Below are 16,438 nucleotides of genomic sequence, written 5' to 3'. Positions count from 1 at the left end.
CTCCACGGCCCCGCCGGGGCAGGCGGAAAACCGCTGGGGCGTCGGTGGTCGAACCCGCGACAATTGCCGGCGTGCAGGAGATCGAGGTCGTCGTCGCCCACCAGGAGCGGGCGACCGTGCGCGTCGGCGACGTCTTCCTCAAGATCGACGCCGATCCGGATCACGCCGACGTCGAGGTGGCGGCGATGGCGATGGCGCCCGTGCCGACCCCGGAGGTCCTGTGGCACAACCCGCCAGTGCTCGCGCTCGCCGCCCTGCGCGGCAGGGCGCTCGGCCGCCTCGGCGAGCCGTCGACCGCACCGTCGACGGCGTGGGCCGCGGCGGGCGCCACCGTACGGGCGCTGCACGACGCGCCGCTGCCGCCCTGGCCCGGTCGGAGCCTCGACGAGGTGGCCACGCAGCTCGACGACGAGTGCGGGTGGCTCGTGACGAACGGGGTTCTCCCCGCCGACCTGGTCACCCGCAACCGCCACGTCGCCGAGGCAGCGCTACGGCAGTGGACACCCGTGTTCACGCACGGCGACCTGCAGGTCGCCCACGTGTTCGTCGACGGTGACGAGGTCACCGGCGTGCTCGACTGGTCCGAGGCGGGCCGGGGCGACGCCCTGTTCGACCTCGCCACGTTGACTCTCGGCCACGAGGAGCACCTGGTCGACGTCGTGGCCGGCTACGGCACCGACGTCGACCTCGACGTGATCCGGGCGTGGTGGTCGTGGCGCAGCCTGGTGGTGATCCGCTGGCTGGCCGAGCACGGCTTCGACCCGTCGGCGCCCGGCTGCGAGGTCGACGTGCTGCGGGCGCGGATGTGACGAGCGTCAGGGGATGAGTCGGTCCAGCAGCTCGAACCGCTCGTACGGCTGGTTGTAGTCCCCGAAGTGCCCGTCGTCGCGCACGATCTGGGTGCCGCCGAGCCGTTCGAACATGGCGCGTCCCTGGCGGTCGTCGCAGCCGTACGGATCCTCCCGGGAGTTGATGAAGAAGATGTCCCGCACGTGCGACCGGATCGCGGCCCAGTCGTAGCTCTCCTGGAGCACCGGTTCCTCGCTGGTGTTGGGCCGGGTGCAGTAGCCGGCGACCAGGATCGCCTGGGCGACGGTCACCTCGACATGCTCCAGGAGCGCCAGCAGCAGGGCCGCGCCGCCGGAGTGGCCCACCAGGACGGTGTCCTCGTCGAAGCGGTGCCCGTCGAGCACTGTCGGCAGGAACGTCGCGATCGGCTCGACGTTGATGCCCGGAAGGTGCGGGATCTCGACGGAGTAGCCCCGAGCCTCCAGCCGCTGCGCCAACCAGCGGTACCACACCACGTCCGGGTTGCCGCCGGTCCCGTGGAAGATGATCGCGCTGCGCCCCATCGTGCCCCTTCCGCATCGACGTCGTGATCAAACCACGCGACCGGCAGATGCACGAGAGGGGTTCCCGGTCGTCGGTACGCGTCAGTCGTACAGCGCCGACACCCACAGGTGGGTGAGCGTGTCGACCAGCACCGCCCGGTCGTCGAACGGCGGCACCCCGCACGCGGCCAGGTAGTAGAGCCGCTCGCCGGTCCAGGTCAGCGATGCGGCGAGCGCCTGCACGTCGACACCGTCGAGCCGGGCCGCGACAGCGGGGTTTGCCCGCCGATCGGCCTCGATCCGCGCGATCGTGGCGTCGGTGAACGTCTCCATCTGGCCCAGCCACAGCTCGCGCAGCTGCGGGTCGGACGCCCAGGTCTCCACGATCGCGCGCAGCACGGCGGCATTGGCGAGCCAGAGTTCGGCACCGGCGTCGATACCCGCTCGCAGCGTCTCGCGCGGGTCGGCCGTCGCCTGCACCCACGGTTGGGCGGCCTCGTGGCCGGCACCGACCGCCCGACGTACGAGCTCGGCCAGCACCGCCTGCTTGCCGGCGAAGTAGAAGTAGAAGCTGGCCCGCGAGACGCCTGCGGCGGTGATGATGTCGGCCACGCTCAGCGTGTCGAAGGTGCGCTCGCGGAGCAGTTCGCGAAGGGCGGTCAAGACACGTTCCCGCAGCTCGGCGCGGCTCTGCTGAGGTTCGTCACGTCGGGCCATCACGTGTCGCAGCGTACCGCGTGGTACGTCTGGACACGCTGACCAGACACGGCGTATGGTCGGGCGATGACCGAGGTTGCGGACCGCACCGCGCAGTTCCTTGACCCGCCCGGGCACCGCTGGGCACCCCACCGACACCTGCACGACGTCTCCGGCGACGAGCTGGCCGGGCAGCCGGCGGAGGTGTTCGCGTGAAGTACACGACGTTCGGGCGGACCGGGCTGCGAGTGTCCGAGTTGGTACTCGGCGCGATGACGTTCGGTGAACAGGGTGGCGTCGGTGCGCCCATCGAGGAGTGCCGACGCATCCTCGACATCTACGCCGAGGCCGGCGGCAACATCGTGGACACCGCCATCAACTACCGCGGTGGCGCCAGCGAGGAGATGCTGGGCGAGCTGCTCGCCGGGCGACGCGACAGGTTCGTCGTGGCCACGAAGTACACGGTGACCCGTGATCCGGCCGACCCCAACGGCGGCGGCAGTCACCGCAAGAACCTCAGGCTGTCGCTGGAGACAAGCCTGCGCCGGCTGCGCACCGACCACATCGACGTCTACTGGGTGCACATCTGGGACCAGCGCACGCCCATCGACGAGACCGTCCGGGCGCTCGACGACGCGGTCACCGCCGGCAAGGTTCTTCATGTCGGGGTGTCGGACACCCCTGCCTGGGTGGTCTCCCGCGCGAACACGTTGGCCGAGTGGCGCGGCTGGACCCCGTTCGCCGGCCTGCAGGTGCCGTACAGCCTCATCAACCGCGACGCCGAGCGGGAACTGTTGCCGATGGCCGAGGCGTACGGCATGACAGTGACGGCCTGGAGCCCGCTCGGCGGCGGCGTGCTCTCTGGCAAGTACAACGCCGGCGCACCGCAGGAGAGGACGCGGCTGAGCCGGGACACGATCGGCGACCGCGACCTCACTGTGGCGCGGGTCGTGCAGGAGGTCGCCGGTGAGCTGGGCGTCACCCCGGCGCAGGTGGCCCTCGCCTGGACCCGCCAACGCAGCGGCGTGCTGCCGATCATCGGTGCGCGGACCGTGGAACAACTCCGGGACAACCTGGGCTGCACCGCGGTCACGCTGCCACCGGAACTGGCCCTGCGGCTGGAGACGGCGACCGGGTTCAGTCTCGGCTTCCCGGCCGACTTCATCGCCGAGACCAGACAGTGGGTGCTCGGCGCCGCCGCGTGACCCCTGTGGCGCAGGCCAGCGACAAAGGCGTCCGGGCCGGTGGCGATCGACATGGGCACGCGCCGTCATCTGCCGCGAACGGCACTCCGGGATAGCCTTGGCGCATATGGCTACCTATCGCAGCGCCTCAGTGCTTCTCTCCTCGGACGGCACCAGGACCCCTGGCACCGCCGCCCTCTTCGCCGAGCCCGCCCGCAAAGGTGGGACCCGGCCGTGGGCAGGCGACTTCCGGCCCGCCAACAGCGCCGGCAATGGCCCCAAGAACGCGGTCGGCAAGACCTTCACGTTGGAGCTGCCCGACGGCAGCACCGGCAAGGTCGTGGTCCAGAGCCTCAAGAGCGGAAGGGGTGGCGTCGTACTGGCGCTGATGGGCGAGGACACACCACCCTTCTGAGCGAAACTGATCTCCGGCCGGCGCCGCCGGTCGGAGATCGCCGCCGGGTGAGCCTGCTCGGCTCAGTCGAGTGTTACCACCCAGCGGGCGCCCTCGCCCCGCGCCAACCGGTCGAACGCGGTGGGCGCCTCGTCCAGCCCGACCGTGCCACTGACCAGCACGCGCAGATCCAGTGCGCCCTCGGCCAGCTCGGTGGCCAGCACCGGCACCTCACGGTCCGGGTCGGACGAGCCGTACACCGAGGAGCGCAGCGTCCGGGCTGAGTGGAAGATGTCGAGCGCGCCGAGGCTGACCATGTCGTCCTTCGCGCCCATGCCGACCACGGTGACCGCTCCCCCGCGCCGGGTGAGACGCCACGCCGCCCGGATCGTGGCGGCCCGCCCGACGCACTCGAAGGCGTGGTCGACGCCGCGGCCCTCGGTGCGCGCCCGCACCTCCTTGGAGAGCCGGTCGTCGGAGAGCAGGAAGTCGGTGGCTCCAGCGGCGAGGGCCAGGTCCCGCTTCGCCTCGGCCACGTCGACGGCGAGGATCGTCGTCGCGCCGGCCCGGCGGGCGGCGGCGAGAACGGCGAGCCCGACCCCACCGAGCCCGATGACGGCGACCGACTCGCCGGGCGCGACCCGAGCGGTGTTGCCGACCGCGCCGACGCCCGTGAGCACCGCGCAGCCGAGCAGCGCCGCCTGCTCGGCGGGCAACCCGGCCGGGATCGGCACGACGGCGCTCTCCGGCACCACCACCGCCTCGGCAAGCGCGCCGAGACCCAGCGTGAGGTGCAGCGGGACACCGTCCTCGGTCTCGCCGCGCGCCACGGTCGGGGCGGTGTTGGCGGCGCAGAGCCAGGGTTCGTCGTGCCGGCACCACCAGCAGGCCCGGCAGGCGGGCGCCCAGTTGAGCACCACAGGCGTGCCGACGGGCAGCCGGGTGCCCGGCCCTGCCTCGGCCACCACGCCGGTCGCCTCGTGCCCGAGCACCAGCGGGAACGTCGCGGCCAGGGTGCCGTTGACCATGGACAGGTCGGAGTGGCAGACGCCGGCCGCCCGGATCGTCACCCGCACCTCGCCGGGGCCGGGCGCGGGCAGGCGTACCCGCTCGACCCGCAGTTCGGCCCCGCGCCCGCGCGCGACAAGCGCGCGGACGGTGACCGACCCGCCGGCCTGCTCGGCATCCACCGCCGACCCGCCCGCCAGCTCGGCACCCACTCCCGGCCCGCTCGCCGGCTCGGTGCCGCTCATCGCTGGATCGCCTTCAGCTCGCAGAACTCGGCGAGCCCGTGCACGCCCAGCTCCCGGCCCAGGCCGGACTGCTTGTAGCCGCCGAAGGGCGCGAGTGGGTTGAACGCCGCGCCGTTGATGTCGACCGCCCCGGTGCGCAGCCGCCGCGCCACCGCGAGCGCCGCCTCCGGGTCGGCGGACCACACCGCGCCGGCCAGCCCGTAGCGCGAGTTGTTGGCGATGGCGACGGCCTCGTCGGTGTCGTCGAACGGGAGAACGGCGAGCACCGGGCCGAAGACCTCCTCCTGGGCGAGCGCGCTGTCCGGGTGCACGTCGGCGAAGACGGTCGGGGCGACGAAGTGCCCCCGAGCCGGCACCGGGGCGTCCGGGCCACCGGCGACCAGGCGGGCGCCGTCGGCGAGGGCCCGCTCGATGTGGCCGCGCACCCGCGTCGCCTGGGCGGCGGAGACCAGGGGGCCGAGGCGGGTGGCCGGGTCGAACGGATCGCCGACGCGGTAGCCGGCCACAGTCGTCGCGACCAGGTCGAGCGCCTCGGCGTACCGGTCGCGGTGCACCAGCATCCGGGTCCACGCCGTGCAGGTCTGGCCGGAGTTCATCAGGGCGTTGCCGACGCCGACCTTGACCGCGGTGGCCAGATCGGCGTCGTCGAGGATCACGTTCGCGGACTTGCCGCCCAGCTCCAGCGCGACCCGGGCGATGCGGTCGGCGGCGAGTCGCATGATCCGGGTGCCGGTGGCAGTGGAGCCGGTGAACGAGACCAGGTCGACGTCGGGGTGCCCGGCGAGCGCCTCGCCGACCGTCGCGCCGGTGCCGGGGACCAGGTTGAGCACCCCCGGCGGCAGACCGGCCTCGGTGACCGCGTCGAAGAGCAGGTACGCGGTCAGCGGGGTCAGCTCGCTGGGCTTGAGCACGACAGTGCAGCCGGCGGCGAGCGCGGGCGCGACCTTCGCCATCACCTGGTGCAGGGGGTAGTTCCACGGGGTGATCGCGCCGACGACGCCGATCGGCTCGCGTACGACCAGGGAGTTGCCGATGGTCTCCTCGACCGGCGGGCGGGCGGCGAGCGCCACGTGGTCGCGCAGCACGATCAGCGGCAGCGCGACCTGCACGCGGGTGGCGAGCTTGAGCGGGGCGCCCAACTCGACGGCGATGGTGCGGGCGAGGTCGTCGGCGCGCGTCGCGAGCGCGGCGTGCAGCCGGTCGAGGTACGCGGAGCGTTCGGCGGGCGCGGTGGCCGCCCAACCGGGAAAGGCGGCGCGGGCGGCGGCGACGGCGGCGTCCACATCGGCCGCGGTGCCGGCGGGCACCTGACCGATCAGCTCGCCGGTGCTCGGGTTCTCCACGTCGATCACGTCGGTGCCGGCGGGAGACGTCCACTCGCCGCCGATGTGCAGGTGGCGCCGGAGGCGCAGGGCGTCGGGCAGCAGCGACGGCGGGGCGGCGAGGTCCATGGCGTCCCTTCCGGGGTGGGCGACGGGCGGAGGCGACAGGGGTCGCGGCGGGCGGTGAAACTAGCGCTGGGAGTTTGGACGCTACCCGCTGGGCCGCCCGGACTCCACCGCCCCGACGGTGCGGGCGTACTCGGCGGCCAGCCCGTGCAGCAGCGCGTCCAGGCCGAGGGCGAAGGCGCCCTCGTCCACGCTCTGCTGGTGCTCGGCGAGCCGGTGCGCCTGACGCAGGTGCGGGTAGTGCGCGGCGTACAGCTCGGGGTCCTCGACGAAGCCGCGGGCGAACGAGCCGAGCGCCGAGCCGGCCACGAAGTAGCGCAGCGCCGCGCCGATGTGGGTGGCGCGGGCCGGTGGCCACCCGGCGCGGACCAGGCCGCCGTAGACCGCGTCGGCCATGGCGAGGGCGGCCGGCCGGCGGCCCGGACCCTGCGCGAGGTACGGCACGATGTTCGGGTGCGCGGTGAGCGCCCGCCGGTACGACCAGGCCCAGTCGCGCAGCGCGCCGGCCCAGTCCCGGCCGGTGAAGCCGCTGGTGTCGACGGCGCCGGTGACCGCGTCGGCGACCGCGTCGAGGATCTCGTCCTTGGTGGCGAAGTGGTTGTACAGCGACGGGCCCTGCACGCCCAGCGCGGCGGCGAGTCGACGGGTGGAGAGCGCGGGCAGACCCTCGGCGTCGATGAGCGCCGTGGCGGTGTCGACGATCAGCTGCCGGGTGAGCCGGGGCTGGCGGGGTCGGGGCACTGCGCTCCTCGCGAGTCGGCGGCACAGGGGTCTGGACGCATCAAAACTTACACCGCTAGTTTAGGGGTGACCGGCCGCGCCGACGCCAGGAGGACCACCGTGGACTTTTCGCTCACCGACGAGGAGCGGGCGGTGCGGGACACCGTCCGGTCGTTCATCCGCCGCGAGGTGATGCCCCTGGAGGCGGAGGTGCTGCGCCGCGAGCGGGCGCACCAGCCGGGCCTGGACCACTCCGAGGTGCGCGAGCTGCAACTCAAGGCGCGCAAGTTCGGCTTCTGGGGCCTGGCGACCCCCGAGGAGTACGGCGGGATGAACCTGCCGGCCGTTCTGCAGTCGTTGATCTGGACGGAGCTGGGCCACACGTTCGTGCCGTTCCGCTTCGGCGGCGAGGCGGACAACATCCTGTTCCACGCCACCGAGGAGCAGAAGCAGGAATTCCTCATCCCGACGATCGAGGGTGAGCGGCGGTCCTGCTTCGCGATCACCGAACCGGGCGCCGGCTCGGACGCCGCCAACATCCGGCTCTCCGCGCGCCGCGACGGCGACGACTGGATCCTCGACGGCGAGAAGACCTTCATCACCGGCGGCCACGACGCCGACTTCGCCATCGTCGTCGCGGTGACCGACCGGGAGAAGGGCGCCCGCAACGGCGGCGCGACAGCGTTCCTGGTGGACCGGTCGATGGGCTGGCGCTCGGAGTTCATCCAGACCATGGGCGAGGGCGGGCCCGCGTCGCTGATCTTCGACGGCGTACGCGTGCCGCACCGCAACATCCTCGGCGAGATCGGGCAGGGCTTCACGCTCGGCATGGAGTGGATCGGCAAGGGCCGCTACACCATCCCGTCGCACGCCATCGGCATCGCCGAGCGGGTGCTGCAGATGGCGATCGACCACGCCAACACCCGCGAGACGTTCGGCGCGAAGATCGGCACCAACCAGGCCATCCAGTGGATGATCGCCGACTCGGAGACCGAGCTGGAGGCGGCCCGCTGGCTGGTGCTGCGCTCGGCGTGGACCGTCGATCAGGGCCTGGACCCCCGGCACGCCTCGTCGATGGGCAAGCTCTACGGCGCCGGGATGGTCAACCGGGTCGTCGACCGGGTGCTCCAGATCCACGGCGGCATGGGCTACACCCGGGAGCTGCCCATCGAACGCTGGTACCGGCAGGTCCGGCTCTACCGCATCTTCGAGGGCACCGACGAGATGCAGCGGCTGATCATCTCCCGTGACCTGCTGCGCGGGTACACGAAGATCGGCGGCCACCTGGCCTGAGCCGCGTCACCCCGCCAGCGCCTCCAGGGCGGCGTCCACATCGGCCTCTGTGGAGTAGAGGTGGAACGAGGCGCGGACCCGCCCGGCGCGCACCGCCGCCCGGATGCCGGCCGCCGCGAGACGCTGCTCCGCGCCGGCCACGTCGACGGCGACGATGGCGCTGTCCCCCGGTGGCCGGCCCAGGCCGGTCAGGAACCGGTTGGCCAGCGCCACGTCGTGCTCCTGGATCGCCGGCACGCCGATCTCGGCGATCAGCTCCATCGCCGGCGCGGCGCCGACCCAGCTGAACCAGGCCGGAGAGATGTCGAACCGGCGGGCGTCATCGGCCAGCCGCAGCGGCGGGCCGTAGTAGGAGGCGTACGGGTCGCGGCCCGCGTACCAACCGGCCGCGTCCGGGCGCAGCCGCTCGCGCAGCGCGGGGGCGAGATAGGTGTACGCGGTGCCGCGCGGGTTCATCAGCCACTTGTAGCCGCCGACCGACACCACGTCGGCCCGGCTGCCGTCGAACGGCAGCCATCCGCACGCCTGGGTCGCGTCCACCACCACCAGCGCGTCGTGCGCGCGGGCCGCGGCCACGATCTCGTCGTACGCGGCGACGGAGCCGTCGGCCGACTGCACCAGGCTGAACGCGACGAGGTAGGTGTCGGCGTCGATCGCGTCGACCAGCCGGTCCGCCGGCACCGTGCGGACCGTGACACCGCGCTCCTCCTGCACCAGCCAGGGAAACAGGTTCGAGGTGAACTCTTCCTCCGGAACGACAACTGTGGCGCCGGCCGGCAGGGACGCCGCCACCGGCGCGAGCATCTGGGAGACTGTCGCGCCGACCGCCACGTCGGTGGCCGGCACGCCGATCAGGCCGGCGAACGCGCTGCGGGAGCGCTGCACCGACTCGCCCCAGCCCTCCCACGACGTGCTGCCCACCCGCCAGGCGGCCAGGGCGTCCTGCAACGCCGTCCAGGCCGGCTCGGGCGGCAACCCGTAGGAGGCCGTGTTCAACCAGCCGGGCTCCGGCTTCCACAACTGCTGTGCCTGCGCGATCTCCATGCCGGCGACGTTAGACGGGCTCGTCACGCAGGGGCACGGCCAATCGGAGTCCTGCGGCCTGTGGGCGCCCGGCGGGGATCTGCGGGCTGTGCCCGGCACCCGGCGCTCGCCACCCGGAGCGACGTCACCGACGCTGATCCGCGCCCGGTGGGTGGATCCGGATGAGGCTGTCGGCGAGGCCGGCCAGCCATCGGTCGACCTCCACCAGGTGCCGCACCGCCGAGGCGTCGGCCGTGCCGAGCAGCGGACGGACCCGGTCCACCTCGTCGACACAGTCGCCCGGGGTCGGCACCGGACCCGCGGCGCGGCCCTGCGCCACCTCGCCGGCCAGTTCGTCGTACGCCGACCGCAGGTGCCCGGCCGCGTCCCGCAGCAGCACCGCCGCCGCCGGCCAGCCGGCGAGGCAGCCGGGCGGGTTGCGGCGCAGCAGCGACTCGGCGCCGGGCACCACGTGCTGCCCGGCGCCCAGGGCGGCGTCCCAGTCCACGCGTGCGCGCCGCGGGTCGTGGCGCTCCGAGTGGTACTGGCAGTAGGACGAGTCGACCAGGACCATCCGCTGGCGGACCCGATCGAGGTCGTCCTCGGGCGGCGGCGCATTGCCGAGCACCGCCTCCACGGTCCGCTCGACCGCGTCCCCGCTGGCCGTCAGGTAACGCGCGGCGTTGTGGCGCAGGTCGTGGCTCGCGCCGCGCGGCCACATGGCGACGCCGGCGAGCACACCGATCACCGCGCCGAGCCCGACGTCGACAAGCCGCGCCTCGGCGAGCCGCCAGCCCTCGGGGCTGAGCTGGCTGAACACGACCGTCAGCAGCAGGGTGAACAGCGCCTGCTGCCACACCGGGCCCAACAGGCGACCGACACCGAACGCCAGCAGCAGCGTGACCGGCAGCACGACGGCGTACACGATGGGCTGCTCGATGAGCAGCACCAGCAGGCCGCTGACGACGACGCCCGCGATCGTGCCGAACACGGCGGGCCGCAGGGCGGTGCGGGTGTCGGCGGCCGAGGTCCGCAGGACCGTGAGAGTTGCCAGGAGCACCCAGAAACCGTGGTTGAGCTGCAACACCCCGGCGGCCACCCGGGCGACCGACAGCGCCACGGCCAGCCGCAGTGCGCTGTGCAGGTGGGCCGAGCGGGGGGCCAGGTGGGAGCGGAACTGCCACCAGTACAGCGTCCACGGGCTGTGTCGCGCGTACTCGAAGAGCTTGGGGTACGCCTCGCCCCCGGCGGGCCGGGCCCCGACGGCGACCCGGGCGCCGACGGCGAAGACCCGCACGTGGTCGGCGAGGGCCAGCGCCGTCGCGTCCCGGCACATCCGGGGTACGTCCGGCGCGTCGGCGCCACCGCCTCGTCCGACCGGGTACGCGGCCTCGGCCGCGCGGATCGCGACGTCCAGACCGGTGAGGTCGACCGGCGGCGCACCCGGCGACAGGCTCCGGCCGGCGGCCCGGATCGTGTCGGCGCAGGTGCGCAGCAGCCGCGCCGCCGCCAGATCCCCGATCGGCTCCGGCGGGGCGTCCCCCGCGAGCCGGTCCGCCTCGACGAGCACCTCCCGCAGCGCGGTCGCCGAGATCCGCAGCGCCCGGTCCTGGGCGCCCGCCGCCGTCGGCGCCCGCTCCGGCGGGTTGCGGCCCAGACCGAGCGGGGCCACCAGGTCGTACGCCCGTGCACGCCGGCGGTCCCGACCACCGGGACCGGCGTGCGGGTCGGTCAGCGCGTCGGCGGCGTCGTCGAGGAACGCCCCGACACCGTCGGCCGCCCGGGTGAGCATCTGCCGGAAGGTGACCGGCACCGGATCGGGCCAGAGCAGCACCTCGGCCGCGGCGAGCAGCAGGACCGCGAGCGTGACCCCGCCCAGGCGCTGCGGCAGGGTGTCCGGTTGGTACGGCGGAAAGGACGCCAGGATGTAGAAGAGCTGGAACGCGCTGGCCAGACCCACCAGGCGCGGATTACCGACCCCCGCGAACGCCACGACGAACCCGATGACAAGCATCCCGCCGGCCGCCGCCCACGTGCTCCACGCCAACAGCGTGCCGGCCGCGATCAGCGCCCAGACCGCCGGCAGCGACATGACGAGGATCCGCGCCCGCTGCGCCGCCGGACCGGGCAACTGCGCGAACGACCCGGCGGCGATCGTGCCGAACAGCCCGTACGTGGCGAGCACCGGGCTGCCCGCCCCGTACCGGCAGGCGTAGAAGACGACTGACGCGATGAGCGTCAGGCGCACCGCGCGCCGCAGGACGGCGTCGCCCGGGTCACGGCGGCGCAGCCGGCCAAGGAGGCTGGTTGCGAGCACGCCTGCTCCCCCGGTTCGTCGCGGCACCCCTTCCCGACCCACCATTGTTCTCCGGGCCGCCCGGGGGCGGCGCGTTTCGCGACTTCATCACCGCTGCGAGGGCCGCCAGCCGACAGCGCTACACGGCGGTGCGTCGCCATTGCTGGCTGGCGCCGGTGCCGCACGTCCACTGCACGGCCTGGGCACCATCCGCGGTGGCGGCGTTCAGCACGTCGAGGCACTTCCCGCTGTGGCGGGCCACGAGCCTGACGTAGCCGGTTCCGAGGTCCTCGACACGCCACTGCTGGTTGGTGCCGCCGTTGCAGGTCCACTGGATCACGCGGACGCCGTCGGCTGTCGCACCCGCGCCGCCGTACACGTCGAGACACTTGCCGCTGCTGACGCTTGTCACCGTCGCGTAGCCGCCGCCGGCGTCGGAGAACCGCCACCGCTGGTTGGCCTGCCCGTTCGCGCCCCACTGGACGACGTTCGCGCCGTCGGCGGTGGACGCGTTGAAGACGTCCAGGAGCTTGCCGCTGTGCCGCGCGGCCACCGTGTAGGTGGTCGGCGTGGGGGCGGTGGTCAGCGGTGCCACGCGGTACAGGCCGCTGCCGTGGGCGGGGATGGAGCGGGTGAGGGTGCCGGTGACGGTGCCGAGACCGGCGCCGGTCCACAGGTCGGTGACGGTGGCCGAGCCGATGCCCAGATCGGCCAGGTTCACCGAGACGTTGGCGGTCGCGCTCTCGCGGTTGAACAGCGCCACGTACCGGTGGTCGGTGCCCGGAACGTCGGCGGTCCACACCTGCCGGGTGCCGCCGACGAGCTGCCGGTTGTTGGCGCTGTTCTGGTCGACGGCGAGCACCGCCGCGTTGGTCATCAACGCCAGCTCGGCGGCACGGTTCTCGACCAGGTTGCCGCCCCACATCAGCGGCGCCCGGTTGATCGCCCACAGGGTCATCAGCGTGCGCTGCTCGTCGGCGGTGAGCCCGGAGTAGCGGGGGGCGCCAACCGGGCCGTACTTCGACAGCCGCCCGATCGGGATCATGTCCGGGTCGGGCCAGGCGCCTGTCGTCCGGTACGGCGTCCAGTTGCGCAGCTGGTCGAACAGCGCGTCGAGCGACGACCAGTTGTCCCACAGGTCGTTGACGATGCGCCACATGTGCGCGTTGTCCCGGACGTGGCCGCCACTGGCCAGCGGTGTCGCGCCGGGCGAGAGGCTCAGCACCATCGGCCGTCCGCTGTGCTGGATCGCCGTCCGGTAGCCCTCGACCTCGGCCTGCCGGTACGTCGGGGCCGCGATGTCGTCCACCTTCACGTAGTCGACACCCCAGCTGGCCAGGAGCTGGAAGACCGAGTCGAGGTACGCCTGCGCGCAGGCGTTGGACATGTTCAGACCCCACATCAGGTTGAGCCAGGCCGCGGTGGTGCTGTTGTTGATCTGGTTGGCGCGGCAGGTGGTGCCGAGGATGGGCACGTTGTCCGCGACCGCCTGCCGAGGGATGCCGCGCATCAAGTGGACGCCGAACTTCAGTCCCTGGTCGTGCACGTAGTCGGCGAGAGGCTTGAACCCGTTGCCGCCCGCCGCCGAGGGAAACCGGGTGGTGTCCGGCAGCAGCCGTCCGTTGGCGTCCATCCGCAGCCGGGGATTGAGGTTGGAGTCCTGGTTGGGGCTGTTGTTGTGCTGCCCCGGGTAGTACCAGGCCCAGTCGATGACGACGTACTGCCAGCCGTGCTGGCGCAGGTTGTCGCGCATGTAGTCGGCGTTGGCCCGCACGTCCGCCTCGGTGACGCTCCAGTTGAACGAGTCGTAGCTGTTCCAGCCCATCGGCGGGGTGTTCGCCGTGCCGTTGTCCCACGCCACGGCGGGCTTCGGGGAGATGACGGTGAGGCCGACGGCGACCAGCACGACCAGGGCCGTGAGCCCGGCCATCCGCCAAGTGGTGGAACGCGCGAGGACGAGCGTCATCGGACCTCCCGACAGACAGTGGTGGTTGTCGATGTTAACGCTCACACATTACCTGTCAAGTCCGCCGAGAACACCTGACGGCCTTGATCAAGGGACTACCGCGTCGGCTGCACGCCATGTCGACGTGCTGGTGAGCGGTATACCGCAGAGGTATGAATATGACTCTGCGGTATACCGCTCACTACCGAATCCCCCCACCGGGGATGACCGACGGTGACCGCCGGCGGCGCCCACCGCCCCAGCCAGTGGGAGCAGGTCACTGTCACGACACGACCGGCGCAACCGCAACCGATCCCGACGGGTCGCCGACCCGATCCAGGCATGCCGATGGTACGTATGGCGCGTGACCTACTTCGCGGACCTGACGCCGTACACGTACCTGGAGCGGCACGAGGACGAGCCAGGGGCAGCCGACGAGCCGTGGCCAGACCTGCCGCGGCTCAACGTCGGTTGGCTGGATGCCGCGCATCCGTACCCGACCGGCGCTGCCCCGGACTGGTTGATGCCCGCCCTGACGGCACTGGCCAAGGCGCGGGTCCGCCAGACACGCGGGTACCACTACTGCGAAATCTGCATCCGGGACCTGGGCGGGGACGCCAGGGAAGCCATCCGGCAGGGCGTGATCGCCCGCGAGAGCGCCGAATTCGAGGTCCGGGGCGACGGCGTCGTGTACGCCGCACCCCAGCTCCTGCTCCACTACGTCGCCGCCCACGAATACCTGCCACCAGCCGAGTTCTGCACGGCGGCCCTGGGAGCAACGAGCTGACGCGCATCGACGCGTCACACGAGCCGTCGGATGCGGACCTTCGGGCGCTCGTTGCGCAGGTGGCCCTGCTTGTGCTGGCGGACCTGCTCGTCCCAGACCGCCTGGTCGTAGCCGGGATCGGGCGGGATCCACCTGTGCGACCCGTCGCTGTAGTGGTACTTCTCGTCTCCGGGCCGAAGGATGCTCACCGCACCCAGCCGAGGAATCGGTGGTGCAGGCGTCTGGCGGGAACGTCGGCCAGGTGGTGCGTAGCAACGACGAGTTGTACGGCCAGGTAGACGGTCAGGGACAGGCGACATCCGTCGTACTCGGTCAGCAACTCCCGCCGCCCCGGCCCGCAGGGCCAGTCGGCGCCACACCACCCGCAGCTCCAAAGTGGTGCGACCGGCTGGTGGACGGTCGTCACGACGTACCCTGGCTGGGCCAGTGGTCGCGGTTGATCGGGAGGCGATGACGGCTTCGGCACGGCAGGTCGGTTCCGCAACGGCAGATGCGTCGCCAGTGCCGCCAGGACCAGACGGGCCGATGCCTGCGGGCCAGGGTCAGGGCGACCGCCGAGAGATATTCGTCGTACGAGACGCGTCGCACGCGCGCCCTCCCCGTCATCGCGGGGTGGCCAGGCACCCCTGAGTTTGAGGGGGACGCGGCGGCCAGGCGAGTCCGCACCGCCCGCCGCATCCCGTGATGGGGACGTTACGGACGGTCGTGGCGTCACATGGGTAGGGTTCGTACCCCTAGATCAAGAGACGAGGCCGACCTTCAGTGCGAGATCTCGGGCGTCCTTGCGGGTGGCTGGCGACCCGTTGAGCAGATCCAGGGTGATCTGTCGGGCGTAGCCGTTGAAGCGGATCGTCTCCGGAGCGGACTCGTACGCCTGGCGAAGGCTCACCATGGCGGTTTCACCGTCGTCCTTGCCGTAGTGAGCGCGAGCGACCTCGATGAGGTGTCGCGCGCGGCGTGGCCGCGACGGGATGGCCGCCGCATCATGGCGACGTGCCTGTCGCACCGCTTCGCCGGACTTCTGCAACTCGACGGCCACGGTGACGGCGTGGGCACCCATGATGACGCGGGAGAACGACGTCTGCGGTTGATAGAAGCCTTGCGGCAGGCGCTGCGCGATGCGATCGGCGCGGTCCCAGTACTGCCAGGCCCGGCCTTCCTCACCCGCCCTCGCGGCGGTGTAGGCAGCTTCGAAGCGGAGCGCTCCGACGAGGGCAAGGAGGTTGGTGGTCCCATCCGCCGCGCGCGGCTCCACTGCCGAGAGGACGTCGAGCGTCACCGCCATGGCGGTGTCCCAGTCACCGGCGTCGCGGTGCACCTGACACAGGAACCACCCCGCGCAGGCCAACGCCTCAAGATCCCCGGACTCCTGCGCGGCCACCATGGCACGGTCAGCGACACGCCACAGGATCTCGGCGGCTGGCTGGTAGGCGAGGAACATCTGCGCGAGCCCGAGCGCCTCGGCCAGGAGCGCCTGGGCGCGTCGACGTTCGGCACCCTCGTACGTCAACGCCGCGCGTTGGGCGTCCCGAAGCAGGTCGGGCAGGAGGGTGCCCAGCACTGTCCGATGGTCCGACGCCTGATGGCGTGCCCGCCACGCGGCTGCCAGGCGGTCCTCGATGCAACCTAACGGCTCCGGCACGTCGTCGCCGGAGGACGTGCAGCGGTTCACCGCGTCCCGGACCGAGGCGAGCGCCGGATGCTCCGGCCCGTTCACGACGGCGGAACGGTTGCTCAACTCCCCGACCAGGGCCGACAGGTCGACCTTGAGGGCACGCGCGATGCGGTCCAGCATGTGCACACGCGGCGGCAGAATGCGGTCGGTCTCCACCGCCTTCACCCACTCGGCGCTACGCCCAACCAGGCCACCGAGCACGGCACGAGTCTTGCCCGAACGCTCGCGGTAGACCTTCAGCCGCTGACCGAACGTCAGCTCCGGCAGGGAATCCATCCCGAACCTCCTCGTGGCGCGGGACGCCGTACCGGCCCATCCGCCGCCACGCTCCACGCTACCGACAGGCTCGCCGCCCGGTAACCCTCACACGCGTCGACCGGCGCCTCTCGGCGT

General features: G+C 72.4%; 16 protein-coding genes. 6 read left to right on the top strand and 10 right to left on the bottom strand.

What is annotated here, in order from left to right; genetic code table 11:
* Nucleotides 1-71 precede the first annotated feature (71 nt).
* The gene (locus ACLQ27_RS23255; protein ID WP_425868594.1) at nt 72-809 is read left to right on the top strand and encodes a phosphotransferase family protein; all 738 of its coding nucleotides are present in this window, start codon (nt 72-74) and stop codon (nt 807-809) included.
* 6 nt (nt 810-815) lie between these two features.
* Here the strand turns inward: ACLQ27_RS23255 and ACLQ27_RS23250 are convergent, their stop codons facing one another.
* The gene (locus tag ACLQ27_RS23250) at nt 816-1,352 is read right to left on the bottom strand and encodes an RBBP9/YdeN family alpha/beta hydrolase (protein ID WP_357575611.1); all 537 of its coding nucleotides are present in this window, start codon (nt 1,350-1,352) and stop codon (nt 816-818) included.
* Nucleotides 1,353-1,433: 81 nt separating this feature from the next.
* Nucleotides 1,434-2,048 carry a TetR/AcrR family transcriptional regulator gene (locus ACLQ27_RS23245; RefSeq protein ID WP_357497813.1) on the bottom strand — a complete coding sequence of 205 codons (615 nt, stop codon included), beginning with the start codon at nt 2,046-2,048 and terminating at the stop codon, nt 1,434-1,436.
* Between the two features lie 66 nt (nt 2,049-2,114).
* Between ACLQ27_RS23245 and ACLQ27_RS23240 the strand changes: the two genes are divergently transcribed.
* The 3 genes from ACLQ27_RS23240 (at nt 2,115) to ACLQ27_RS23230 (ending at nt 3,626) form a co-directional block, all read left to right on the top strand.
* On the top strand, nt 2,115-2,243 hold the full coding sequence (locus tag ACLQ27_RS23240) for a hypothetical protein (protein ID WP_357497602.1): 129 nt from the start codon (nt 2,115-2,117) through the stop codon (nt 2,241-2,243).
* The gene (locus ACLQ27_RS23235) at nt 2,240-3,232 is read left to right on the top strand and encodes an aldo/keto reductase (protein WP_425868592.1); all 993 of its coding nucleotides are present in this window, start codon (nt 2,240-2,242) and stop codon (nt 3,230-3,232) included. The genes ACLQ27_RS23240 and ACLQ27_RS23235 overlap by 4 nt, the downstream gene beginning before the upstream one ends.
* A 106-nt stretch (nt 3,233-3,338) precedes the next feature.
* Nucleotides 3,339-3,626, top strand: coding sequence for a hypothetical protein (locus ACLQ27_RS23230; RefSeq protein ID WP_234583533.1), 288 nt, complete (start codon nt 3,339-3,341; stop codon nt 3,624-3,626).
* A 62-nt stretch (nt 3,627-3,688) separates the two neighbouring features.
* On the opposite strand, the gene ACLQ27_RS23225 is transcribed toward ACLQ27_RS23230, so the two are convergent.
* The 3 genes from ACLQ27_RS23225 to ACLQ27_RS23215 all read right to left on the bottom strand — a co-directional run bounded on the left by ACLQ27_RS23225 (nt 3,689) and on the right by ACLQ27_RS23215 (nt 7,047).
* A complete protein-coding gene (locus ACLQ27_RS23225) occupies nt 3,689-4,858 on the bottom strand; it encodes an alcohol dehydrogenase catalytic domain-containing protein (protein WP_425868590.1) in 1,170 nt (389 codons plus the stop codon).
* Nucleotides 4,855-6,309, bottom strand: coding sequence for an aldehyde dehydrogenase family protein (locus tag ACLQ27_RS23220; RefSeq protein WP_357575613.1), 1,455 nt, complete (start codon nt 6,307-6,309; stop codon nt 4,855-4,857). Before ACLQ27_RS23220 ends, ACLQ27_RS23225 begins: the two co-directional genes overlap by 4 nt.
* Nucleotides 6,310-6,390: 81 nt before the next feature.
* On the bottom strand, nt 6,391-7,047 hold the full coding sequence (locus ACLQ27_RS23215) for a TetR/AcrR family transcriptional regulator C-terminal domain-containing protein (RefSeq protein WP_357497595.1): 657 nt from the start codon (nt 7,045-7,047) through the stop codon (nt 6,391-6,393).
* Between the two features lie 99 nt (nt 7,048-7,146).
* Here ACLQ27_RS23215 and ACLQ27_RS23210 point away from each other — a divergent pair, with 99 nt between their 5' ends.
* Nucleotides 7,147-8,319 carry an acyl-CoA dehydrogenase family protein gene (locus ACLQ27_RS23210; protein ID WP_357497593.1) on the top strand — a complete coding sequence of 391 codons (1,173 nt, stop codon included), beginning with the start codon at nt 7,147-7,149 and terminating at the stop codon, nt 8,317-8,319.
* A 6-nt stretch (nt 8,320-8,325) separates the two neighbouring features.
* Here ACLQ27_RS23210 and ACLQ27_RS23205 read toward each other — a convergent pair whose 3' ends face one another.
* The 3 genes from ACLQ27_RS23205 to ACLQ27_RS23195 form a co-directional block, all read right to left on the bottom strand.
* A complete protein-coding gene (locus ACLQ27_RS23205; protein ID WP_357497591.1) occupies nt 8,326-9,363 on the bottom strand; it encodes an aminotransferase class V-fold PLP-dependent enzyme in 1,038 nt (345 codons plus the stop codon).
* A 124-nt stretch (nt 9,364-9,487) separates the two neighbouring features.
* Nucleotides 9,488-11,659 carry an FUSC family protein gene (locus ACLQ27_RS23200; RefSeq protein ID WP_357497589.1) on the bottom strand — a complete coding sequence of 724 codons (2,172 nt, stop codon included), beginning with the start codon at nt 11,657-11,659 and terminating at the stop codon, nt 9,488-9,490.
* 118 nt (nt 11,660-11,777) lie between these two features.
* Nucleotides 11,778-13,604 (bottom strand): alpha-galactosidase, encoded by a 1,827-nt coding sequence (locus ACLQ27_RS23195; RefSeq protein ID WP_425868587.1) that lies wholly within the window; start codon nt 13,602-13,604, stop codon nt 11,778-11,780.
* 343 nt (nt 13,605-13,947) lie between these two features.
* On the opposite strand from ACLQ27_RS23195, the gene ACLQ27_RS23190 reads away from it, so the two are divergent.
* The gene (locus ACLQ27_RS23190) at nt 13,948-14,370 is read left to right on the top strand and encodes a hypothetical protein (RefSeq protein ID WP_357497585.1); all 423 of its coding nucleotides are present in this window, start codon (nt 13,948-13,950) and stop codon (nt 14,368-14,370) included.
* A 14-nt stretch (nt 14,371-14,384) separates the two neighbouring features.
* On the opposite strand, the gene ACLQ27_RS23185 is transcribed toward ACLQ27_RS23190, so the two are convergent.
* Nucleotides 14,385-14,558: a hypothetical protein gene (locus ACLQ27_RS23185; protein ID WP_357575619.1), complete on the bottom strand. Its 174-nt coding sequence runs from the start codon at nt 14,556-14,558 to the stop codon at nt 14,385-14,387.
* Between the two features lie 551 nt (nt 14,559-15,109).
* On the bottom strand, nt 15,110-16,321 hold the full coding sequence (locus ACLQ27_RS23180; protein WP_425868585.1) for a helix-turn-helix domain-containing protein: 1,212 nt from the start codon (nt 16,319-16,321) through the stop codon (nt 15,110-15,112).
* Nucleotides 16,322-16,438 lie beyond the last annotated feature (117 nt).

This window comes from Micromonospora sp. DT63 (genome assembly GCF_049841615.1).
Classification (GTDB): Bacteria; Actinomycetota; Actinomycetes; order Mycobacteriales; family Micromonosporaceae; genus Micromonospora.
This window is presented reverse-complemented; position numbering and strand designations above follow the sequence as displayed.